The 9,655-nt window shown below is 56.4% G+C and carries 15 protein-coding genes; 14 read left to right on the forward strand and 1 reads right to left on the reverse strand.

The annotated features are described in order from the left end of the window. Positions 1–3: 3 nt before the first annotated feature. The 4 genes from rplF (at position 4) to rpmD (ending at position 1,794) form a co-directional block, all read left to right on the forward strand. Complete coding sequence (gene rplF / locus AC2FIB_RS20705; RefSeq protein ID WP_058272374.1) at positions 4–537, forward strand: 50S ribosomal protein L6; 534 nt, start codon at positions 4–6, stop codon at positions 535–537. A gap of 11 nt (positions 538–548) precedes the next feature. Continuing rightward, entirely contained in the window at positions 549–908 is a 360-nt protein-coding gene (rplR, locus tag AC2FIB_RS20710; protein ID WP_010437103.1) for a 50S ribosomal protein L18, read from the forward strand. Positions 909–1,023: 115 nt separating this feature from the next. Then, positions 1,024–1,593, forward strand: a complete 570-nt coding sequence (gene rpsE / locus AC2FIB_RS20715; RefSeq protein ID WP_058272455.1) for a 30S ribosomal protein S5 — start codon at positions 1,024–1,026, stop codon at positions 1,591–1,593. 12 nt (positions 1,594–1,605) lie between these two features. Beyond that, complete coding sequence (gene rpmD / locus AC2FIB_RS20720) at positions 1,606–1,794, forward strand: 50S ribosomal protein L30 (protein WP_008757946.1); 189 nt, start codon at positions 1,606–1,608, stop codon at positions 1,792–1,794. 102 nt (positions 1,795–1,896) lie between these two features. Here rpmD and AC2FIB_RS20725 read toward each other — a convergent pair whose 3' ends face one another. Continuing rightward, entirely contained in the window at positions 1,897–2,328 is a 432-nt protein-coding gene (locus AC2FIB_RS20725) for a MarR family winged helix-turn-helix transcriptional regulator (RefSeq protein WP_496737490.1), read from the reverse strand. Between the two features lie 98 nt (positions 2,329–2,426). On the opposite strand from AC2FIB_RS20725, the gene AC2FIB_RS20730 reads away from it, so the two are divergent. From AC2FIB_RS20730 to AC2FIB_RS20775, 10 genes are all read left to right on the forward strand, one after another. After that, a complete protein-coding gene (locus AC2FIB_RS20730; protein ID WP_496737492.1) occupies positions 2,427–2,795 on the forward strand; it encodes an antibiotic biosynthesis monooxygenase family protein in 369 nt (122 codons plus the stop codon). A gap of 21 nt (positions 2,796–2,816) precedes the next feature. Next, entirely contained in the window at positions 2,817–3,263 is a 447-nt protein-coding gene (locus AC2FIB_RS20735; protein WP_496737494.1) for a hypothetical protein, read from the forward strand. Between the two features lie 203 nt (positions 3,264–3,466). Continuing rightward, positions 3,467–3,682 (forward strand): DUF1127 domain-containing protein, encoded by a 216-nt coding sequence (locus tag AC2FIB_RS20740; protein ID WP_108861242.1) that lies wholly within the window; start codon positions 3,467–3,469, stop codon positions 3,680–3,682. Between the two features lie 178 nt (positions 3,683–3,860). Continuing rightward, complete coding sequence (locus AC2FIB_RS20745) at positions 3,861–4,721, forward strand: hypothetical protein (protein ID WP_496737496.1); 861 nt, start codon at positions 3,861–3,863, stop codon at positions 4,719–4,721. Between the two features lie 142 nt (positions 4,722–4,863). Beyond that, positions 4,864–5,337: a 50S ribosomal protein L15 gene (rplO, locus tag AC2FIB_RS20750; protein ID WP_058272380.1), complete on the forward strand. Its 474-nt coding sequence runs from the start codon at positions 4,864–4,866 to the stop codon at positions 5,335–5,337. Positions 5,338–5,446: 109 nt separating this feature from the next. Beyond that, the gene (gene secY, locus AC2FIB_RS20755) at positions 5,447–6,811 is read left to right on the forward strand and encodes a preprotein translocase subunit SecY (RefSeq protein WP_058276180.1); all 1,365 of its coding nucleotides are present in this window, start codon (positions 5,447–5,449) and stop codon (positions 6,809–6,811) included. Then, positions 6,808–7,476, forward strand: a complete 669-nt coding sequence (locus AC2FIB_RS20760) for an adenylate kinase (RefSeq protein WP_496842677.1) — start codon at positions 6,808–6,810, stop codon at positions 7,474–7,476. The genes secY and AC2FIB_RS20760 overlap by 4 nt, the downstream gene beginning before the upstream one ends. A gap of 202 nt (positions 7,477–7,678) precedes the next feature. Then, the gene (gene rpsM, locus AC2FIB_RS20765; protein ID WP_058272383.1) at positions 7,679–8,047 is read left to right on the forward strand and encodes a 30S ribosomal protein S13; all 369 of its coding nucleotides are present in this window, start codon (positions 7,679–7,681) and stop codon (positions 8,045–8,047) included. 14 nt (positions 8,048–8,061) lie between these two features. Next, a complete protein-coding gene (gene rpsK / locus AC2FIB_RS20770) occupies positions 8,062–8,451 on the forward strand; it encodes a 30S ribosomal protein S11 (RefSeq protein WP_037311698.1) in 390 nt (129 codons plus the stop codon). A 114-nt stretch (positions 8,452–8,565) separates the two neighbouring features. After that, a complete protein-coding gene (locus AC2FIB_RS20775; RefSeq protein WP_058272456.1) occupies positions 8,566–9,582 on the forward strand; it encodes a DNA-directed RNA polymerase subunit alpha in 1,017 nt (338 codons plus the stop codon). Positions 9,583–9,655: the final 73 nt, after the last annotated feature.

Consider the following 9,655-nt stretch of genomic DNA (forward strand, 5'->3'; position numbering starts at 1 on the left):
TCAATGTCTCGTATTGGTAAACGTCCGGTCGAATTGCCCAGCGGCGTAACTGCCTCGGTTTCCGGCCAGACAATCGAAGTCAAAGGCCCAAAAGGCGCCCGCAGCTTCACTGCGACCGACGACGTTACGCTGTCGGTCGAAGATAACGTGGTTCAGATCAACCCTCGCGGTATGTCCAAGCGCGCGCGCCAGCAGTGGGGCATGAGCCGCACAATGGTCGCAAACCTGGTGACCGGTGTGACCGAAGGCTTCAAGAAAGAGCTGGAGATCCAGGGTGTTGGTTACCGGGCTCAGATGCAGGGCAACACCCTGAAGCTGAACCTGGGCTACAGCCATGACGTTGATTTCGTCGCTCCGGAAGGTGTCACCATCACCGCGCCGAAGCAGACCGTGATCATTGTGGAAGGTAACGACCAGCAGCAGGTGGGCGAAGTCGCGGCGAAAATCCGTGAATGGCGCCGTCCCGAGCCCTATAAGGGCAAAGGCATCCGCTATAAGGGCGAGTTCATCTTCCGCAAAGAAGGCAAGAAGAAGTAAGGACGCAAACAATGGCAAACAGCAAAAGAACCCTGTTTCTGAAGCGCCGCCTGCGCGTTCGGAACAAACTTCGCAAGGTCAACGCGGGTCGTCCGCGTTTGTCCGTGCACCGTTCGAACAAGAACATCTCTGTTCAGTTGATCGACGACGTACGTGGCGTGACCCTTGCTTCGGCCTCGACCCTGGAAAAAGATCTGGGTGTTGTTGGCAAGAACAACGTCGAAGCGGCCACCAAAGTGGGCGCGGCCATCGCCGAGCGTGCCAAGAAGGCAGGCGTCGAAGAGGCCTATTTCGATCGTGGCGGCTTCCTGTTCCACGGCAAAGTGAAGGCTGTCGCCGACGCTGCGCGTGAAGGTGGTCTGAAGATCTAAGACTTGCGGGCGGGTTTCGATCCGCCCCGATGATCCGGGGGCCTTGGCAATGCCGGGGCCCACTTGGATTGAACAAACGACGCCGCAAGCGTCACCAAAGAAAAGGGATGCCAAAATGGCAGAACGTGATAACCGCCGGGGCCGTGGACGTGACCGCGACGAAACTCCGGAATTCGCAGATCGTCTGGTTGCGATCAACCGCGTATCGAAAACCGTAAAAGGTGGTAAGCGCTTTGGCTTCGCTGCTCTGGTGGTCGTAGGCGATCAGAAAGGCCGCGTAGGCTTTGGCAAAGGTAAAGCGAAAGAAGTACCTGAAGCCATCCGCAAAGCGACTGAACAAGCCAAGCGTCAGATGATTCGCGTGCAACTGCGCGAAGGTCGTACCCTGCACCACGACATCGAAGGCCGTCATGGCGCCGGTAAAGTGGTTATGCGCAGCGCACCTGAAGGTACCGGTATCATCGCCGGTGGTCCGATGCGTGCCGTGTTCGAAATGCTGGGCGTAAAGGACGTTGTGTCCAAGTCGCTGGGCTCGCAGAACCCGTACAACATGATCCGCGCCACCATCAACGGCCTGCAGAAAGAGCAGAGCCCGCGTTCGGTTGCCCAGCGTCGTGGCAAAAAGGTTGCTGACATCCTGCCCAAGCGGGACGAAGCACCAGCTGCTGCTGAAGCAGAAGCATAAGGAGAGCGACCCATGGCAAAAACCATCGTCGTCAAGCAAATCGGTTCCCCGATCCGTCGCCCCGCTGAACAGCGCGCAACTCTGATCGGCTTGGGCCTGAACAAGATGCACAAAACCCGCGAGCTTGAGGATACCCCCTCGGTCCGCGGCATGGTCAACAAGATCCCGCATCTGGTTGAGATCATCGAAGAGCGCGGCTAAGCGCCTTGCTTCTAAGAGCTAGAAACGCCTCCGATCAGTTCGGGGGCGTTTTTTTTGTTTAAGGGCAGTGTTGGCTGTCGCCTCACCCGATGTGGTTTTAGTTCAACTTGTACGTATTCCGCTTATTACCCGCCGCATATAGTCCATGAACTGCGCCCGCTCAGGCTCAGTCAGAACTTGCAAGGCTTGGGAATTCACGTTCTGGGCCGACTCATAGGCGCTGTTTCTAAGCGCGGCGGCCTTTTCGGTTAACCAGATCAACTGAGCCCTGGCGTCAGCGGGGTTTTTCGTTCTTTTGATCAAGCCGTCGCGCTCCATACGGTTGAGCGTGTTGGCCAGGGTCGCTTGTTCGACGTCAATCTTGGCCAGCAGATCCTTTTGGGTGACCCCGTCTTTGAGCCAAAGCTCCAGTAAGACTGGGAACTGTCCAACAACGATGCCCAAAGGCGCAATGTGGTGCTGCAGCTCTTTCGCGAACAATCGCGCCATGTGATTGACCAGATATCCCGCCGAGTTCTCTTTTTCGAAATCCATGCGTGAGATTTACACTTGAATAGCAAGCTATGCAATAATATATAGCAAGCTATGCAGTAATATATAGCAAGCTATACAAATGAAAAAAAGGAATCGAAATGGCTCATATCGAAGAGATGGATGAGGTCGTCACATTGGCTGATCAGATGCAGGCCGAGGAAGGCCCTGTAGTGCTGATCAACGTGTTTACGGTGGACGCGAAAGACGAAGAGGCACTGTTGAAGGCCTGGGCACATGATGCGGACTTCATGAAATCCCAGCCGGGATATATCTCGACCCAGCTTCATCAGGGGATCGCTGGCAGTTCGACCTTCGTGAACTATGCGATCTGGCAGGACGTCAAAAGCTTTCGCGACGCCTTCACCCACCCAGAGTTCCAGCGTCGAATTGCAGACTATCCCGAAAGCGCCGTGGCGCGTCCACATCTTCTAAGAAAACTCACAGTCGAAAACCACCGCGTCGCCTGATGCCAAAAGCGGAGTAGGCACATGATAAAATCAATTCACCCCATCGCCGGTACAATAGGATTCCTGACAATATTCATGTTCTGGACATCCACTTTGTACAGCGAATTGTTTGCGACCCATGCGACTGTCGCGGCCGTAAAGTCCATGATCGTCAGTGGGCTGTTTATCCTTGTGCCCGCGATGGTGATCGTGGGTGCATCCGGCATGTCCCTTGGGCGTCGACGCAAGGACGCACCGGCGCTAGCCAAGAAGAAGCGAATGCCGATCATCGCGATGAACGGTCTGTTGATCCTTGTTCCCGCTGCAATCTTTCTGAACGCAAAAGCGAGCGCTGGGTCCTTTGATATCAGTTTCTACGCTGTGCAGGTCGTTGAGTTGCTCGCTGGTGCCACTAACCTCACTTTGATGGCGTTGAGTATACGCGACGGCCGGGCGATGACTGCCCGCAGAAGACGCGCGGGAAAGTAGCTGCACCAGTAGCAGCCGCTTACTCCCATGCAATTGGTCTCACAGCTGCGCGACCTGCTGCTCAGCTATTCAACAGATGCATAACGGCTAGACCGAAACTTCGGTTGTTAGCGATATCGCCCGAGCCTATCTCAGCCCTGTCCAAACAAGGAACGCAAACAGTTTCCGGGGAATTCGCCCCGGGCAGAGAAAGGAAATACATCATGGCTCACACAGCTACATATTCCCGCGACGGCTTTGGCCTGAGCGCCCGCATCGCGAACTTTTTCGAGCGCGTCAAAGAGGCAAATGCCCTGCGTGCTCAGTATGATCAGACTTATTCAGAATTGCAGAGTCTGACAGATCGTGAACTGGACGACATCGGTGTTCGCCGCTGCGATATAAAGGACATCGCTCGGGACCACGTTTATTGTTCGTGACCTTACCGACAACCTGATCAAGAGACGCCTGAGGGCGTCTCTTTTGATTCCGGGGTGCTCTTGGCACAGTCGACAGGAATTTCGCCCCAACCGTTGCGACCTAGCAGGAAATGGGCCAAATACGCGATAGGGCACCTGTCGGCGCCGTAACCAGGAACAACACGAAGGGCCGGAGCCGGTGAAAGAGTATCAGGTTGGCATGCTTTGGATTGAAGGCCCACTTAGCTTTCTCGAGCAGTTGTGCATCAAGTCCTTTCTGGATGTCGGCCAACATGTCCGCCTTTATACTTACGGGCCGGTCACAAACATCCCGGAGGGTGTCGAAGTGCGTGACGCGCGGGAAGTACTGGCAGATGATGAGGTGATCCTACACAAGCGCACGGGCAGTCCCGCTCTGCATTCCGACAAGTTTCGCGTCCAGATGTTGGCGAAAGTGCCGGACATAATCTGGGCCGATACCGACGCGTATTGCGTCAAACCCTTTACAACTGAAAACGGTCATTTGCATGGCTGGCTGGCAGCACATGAAATCAACGGTGGAGTGTTGGCTTTGCCTGCGGACAGCGCAACGCTGTATGATTTGATCGACTACACCAATCACCCCTATCGCATTCCGCATTGGCTGTCGCCCAAGCAACGCCGACCTCTTATTGACATGGCTTTGGTTGGTGAAACGCCGCATGCAAGTGATATGCCGTGGGGTATTTGGGGCCCACGCGCCCTGACCTGGCTATTGAGGGAAAATAACGAGGCTCGTTTTTCCCAGCCCCAAGACGTTTTGTACCCTGTAACCTACAGGGATCGGCGGGCAATGGTACGATCCAACGGAAATGCCGAGCGGTTCCTTACCGAGAACACCATGTCGATCCATTTTTATGGCCGTCGCATGCGTTCGTTCATACTCAATCGGTTCAACGGAATCCCACATCCGGAAAGCATGGTTGGCCGGCTGGTCGAAAAGCATGGGATCGACCCGCACGCAGCGCCCTTGCAGAAAAAAGCCGCAACGGAAGACCTTGCCGACGTGTCTGACGAATGACGTATAGGGGCTGCGGGCTTGCCAACTTGTCCCAACAGTCCTATACGCCTGCGGTGGCTTTGCGCCATACGAATCAAAACCAAGAAATGCCGTGTCTGACCCATCACGCTTCGCGGGTCATTTCCGGCTTAGGAGAAGCGAAATGAAACTGAACGAATTGCGCGACAATCCTGGCGCCACACCGAAACGCACCCGCGTTGGCCGTGGTCCGGGTTCCGGCAAAGGTAAAATGGGTGGCCGTGGTATCAAAGGCCAGAAATCCCGTTCGGGTGTGGCCATCAATGGTTATGAAGGCGGCCAGATGCCTTTGTACCAGCGTCTGCCCAAGCGTGGCTTCAACAAGCCGAACCGCAAGGCATTCGCCGTTATCAACCTGGGCCTGATCCAGAAATTCGTCGACGCCGGCAAGCTGGACGCCAAAGCTGCGATCACCGAGGATGCGCTGGTTGCCTCCGGTCTGGTTCGTCGCAAGCTGGACGGTATCCGCGTGCTGGCCAAGGGCGAAATCAGCGCCAAATTGAACCTGGAAGTTACCGGTGCTTCGAAGGCTGCTGTAGAAGCAGTTGAGAAAGCGGGCGGCTCACTTACGGTCACAAAAGCTGCTGCGGCAGAGTAAGCGCTTGTGAGCGGGCCAAGACCCGCTTACATAGACCTCAGAGTTTTCCAAGACGCCGCCCGAGCCGGAAAACGGTTCCGGGCGGTGTTTTCATAAGAGAGACCGATTTATGGTATCAGCAGCAGAACAAATGGCAGCCAACACAAGCTGGTCTGCCCTTGGTAAAGCCACCGATCTGCGCAACCGCATCCTGTTCACGCTTGCATTGCTGATCGTCTATCGTCTGGGCACCTTCATTCCGGTGCCGGGGATTGACGGACAAGCACTGCGCGAGTTCATGGAGCAAGCGGGGCAGGGCATCGGCGGCATGGTTTCGATGTTCACCGGCGGGGCGCTGGGGCGGATGGGTATCTTTGCCCTCGGCATCATGCCTTACATTTCAGCCTCGATCATCGTGCAACTGCTGACATCCATGGTTCCCGCGCTCGAACAGCTCAAGAAAGAGGGCGAGCAGGGGCGCAAGAAAATCAACCAGTACACCCGTTTCGGCACCGTGGCCCTGGCCACTGTTCAGGCCTATGGTCTGGCGGTTTCGCTGGAATCGGGCGATCTGGCCACCGATCCTGGGCTTTTCTTCCGCATGTCGACCATGATTACTCTGGTTGGCGGTACGATGTTCCTGATGTGGCTGGGTGAACAGATCACCGCGCGCGGCATCGGCAACGGTATTTCTCTGATCATCTTCGTCGGCATCATTGCCGAGGTTCCGGCTGCTCTGGCGCAGTTCTTTGCGTCCGGTCGCTCGGGTGCAATCAGCCCCGCCGTGATCATCGGTGTGATCGTCATGGTTATCGTGGTCATTACCTTCGTGGTGTTCATGGAACGCGCGCTGCGTAAGATCCACATTCAATACCCGCGCCGTCAGGCCGGTATGAAGGTATACGAGGGCGGCTCCAGCCACCTGCCGGTCAAAGTGAACCCGGCGGGTGTTATCCCGGCGATCTTTGCCAGCTCGTTGCTGTTGCTGCCGGTGACGATCTCGACCTTCTCGTCGGGTGCCACGAACGGCCCGGTCATGTCGTGGCTGCTGGCCAACTTTGGCCCCGGCCAGCCGCTGTATCTGCTGTTCTTCGCGTCGATGATCGTGTTCTTCGCCTATTTCTACACGTTCAATGTCTCGTTCAAACCGGATGATGTTGCGGACAACCTGAAAAAGCAGAATGGTTTTGTGCCTGGCATTCGCCCCGGCAAGAAAACCGCCGAGTATCTTGAATACGTGGTGAACCGCGTTCTGGTTCTGGGTTCGGCCTATCTGGCGTTGGTATGTTTGCTGCCTGAAATTCTGCGGAACCAATTCGCCATCCCGTTCTACTTCGGCGGCACCTCGGTTCTGATTATCGTCTCTGTGACCATGGACACGATCCAGCAGGTGCAGAGCCATTTGCTGGCGCATCAATACGAAGGGCTTATCGAAAAGTCCCAGCTGCGCGGTAAAAGCAAGAAACGCGGCAGGAAGGGACCCGCTCGTCGATGAACATCATTTTATTGGGCCCGCCGGGTGCGGGCAAAGGAACGCAAGCGCGTCATCTGGTTGAAACGCGTGGTATGGTGCAACTGAGCACCGGTGACATGCTACGAGAAGCCAAGGACAGCGGGACCGAAATGGGCAACCGCGTGGCCGAGGTGATGGCCAAGGGTGAGTTGGTAACCGACGAGATCGTCATCGGCCTGATCCGTGAAAAAATGGAACAGGGTGCCAAGGGCGGTTTCATCTTCGACGGTTTCCCGCGCACGCTGGCGCAGGCTGACGCGTTGGGAGATCTGCTGAACAGCACCGGCGAAACGCTGGACGCGGTCATCGCGATGGAAGTCAACGATGACGCGCTGGTCGAACGGATCACCGCACGCTCGACCTGTGGTGGCTGCGGCGAGGTCTACAATGACGTCACCAAGCCAATCCCGGCGGACAGAAAATGCACCAACTGCGGCAAAGAGAACGACTTCAAACGTCGCGCAGACGATAATGAGGAGAGCCTCAAGACCCGTCTGATGGAGTACTACAAAAAGACCTCGATGCTGATCGGCTATTACTATGCCAAGGGCAACCTGTCCTGGGTTGACGGCCTGGGTGAAATTGACGCTGTTCAAAGCGAGATTTCGCAGGTTTTGGATGGTGGCGTCGGCGTCGGAAACGGCTGATCCATTTCTGCCCTTGACCTGAGCGGGAAAAGCCCATATCGACCCCCATCCCTAACGGGAATCACGACCGCATGCGGGATTCGTTCCCGGATGCCCCGACCACCTCGTATAATACTGGATCCTCTGGCGTCACTGCCAAGATCGAGTGTTGTGAAAAAAGGTTCCGGAGCTACGGAACCGCAACAAAAAAGGAAAGTGACACGTGGCACGTATTGCCGGCGTAAACATCCCGACTGCAAAGCGGGTACCTATCGCCCTCACATATATCACCGGTATCGGAAACACCTCGGCCAAAGCGATCTGCGAAGCCGTAGGCATCGACGCGACCCGTCGCGTCAATGAACTGTCCGACGCCGAAGTTCTGGCCATCCGTGAACATATCGACGCAAACTTCACCGTTGAAGGTGACCTGCGCCGCGAAGTTCAGATGAACGTCAAGCGCCTGATGGACCTGGGCTGCTACCGCGGTCTGCGTCACCGTCGTAACCTGCCCGTTCGCGGTCAGCGTACCCATACCAATGCTCGTACCCGCAAAGGCCCCGCAAAGGCCATTGCTGGTAAGAAGAAATAAGGAGGGTCTGACTGATGGCACGCGAAAAGACTCGTACCAAGAAAAAAGAGCGCAAGAATATCGCATCGGGCGTCGCCCACGTGAATTCGACCTTCAACAACACCAAGATCCTGATCTCGGACGTGCAAGGCAACGCCATTGCATGGTCGTCGGCCGGGACCATGGGTTTCAAAGGTTCGCGTAAATCGACACCTTACGCCGCTCAGATGGCTGCAGAAGATGCAGGCAAGAAGGCGCAGGATCACGGTGTCAAGACGCTGGAAGTCGAAGTTCAGGGCCCCGGCTCTGGTCGTGAATCGGCTCTGCGCGCGCTGGCTGCTGTGGGCTTCAACATCACGTCGATCCGTGACGTGACACCGATTGCTCACAACGGTTGCCGCCCGCCGAAGCGCCGCCGCGTCTAAGCGATTTTGAATTGAGCTGGGGCTGTGTTTTCACGCGGCCCCAGCACGTCATTTTGAACCTCGGGCGTCTGCACCTTGTTGGTCATGGGGCGCGGACAGGAATGGAGGGATTACATGATCCATAAGAATTGGGCTGAATTGATCAAGCCGACACAGCTGGATGGCAAGCCGGGCAACGACCCCGCGCGTCAGGCTACCTTGGTTGCTGAACCGCTGGAGCGTGGCTTTGGTCTGACCTTGGGCAACGCGCTACGCCGCGTCCTGATGAGCTCGCTGCAAGGTGCGGCCATCACCAGCGTCCAGATCGACAACGTATTGCACGAGTTCTCGAGCGTCGCTGGCGTTCGCGAAGACGTCACTGACATCATCCTGAACCTCAAGCAGGTTGCCCTGCGTATGGAAGTCGAAGGCCCCAAGCGCCTGTCGATCAATGCCAAAGGCCCTGCAGTTGTTACCGCCGGTGACATCAGCGAAAGCGCTGGTATCGAGGTTCTGAACCGCGATCACGTCATCTGTCACCTGGACGATGGCGCCGACCTGTTCATGGAACTGACCGTCAACACCGGTAAGGGCTATGTTTCGGCTGAGAAGAACAAGCCGGAAGACGCGCCAATCGGTCTGATCCCGATCGACGCGATCTATTCGCCGGTCAAAAAGGTTGCCTACGACGTTCAGCCAACCCGTGAAGGTCAGGTTCTGGACTATGACAAGCTGACCCTGAAGATCGAAACTGATGGTTCGATCACGCCGGAAGACGCGCTGGCTTTTGCCGCACGCATCCTGCAGGACCAGCTGTCGATCTTCGTCAACTTCGACGAGCCCGAAGCGGCTGGTCGCCAGGACGAAGACGATGGTCTGGAGTTCAACCCGCTGCTGCTGAAAAAAGTAGACGAGCTGGAACTGTCGGTCCGTTCGGCAAACTGCCTGAAGAACGACAACATCGTTTATATCGGCGACCTGATCCAAAAAACCGAAGCCGAGATGCTGCGCACCCCGAACTTCGGCCGCAAGTCGCTGAACGAGATCAAGGAAGTGCTGTCCGGCATGGGTCTGCACCTCGGCATGGATGTCGAGGACTGGCCGCCCGACAACATCGAAGATCTGGCAAAGAAATTCGAAGACGCGTTCTAAACGCGTCTTCCCAAATGCCCGGGTTTCCGGGGACAAAATGGGCACATCCGCCCCAAGGAGAGCCGGTGACACG

Source organism: Ruegeria sp. YTSA072 (assembly GCF_059610285.1).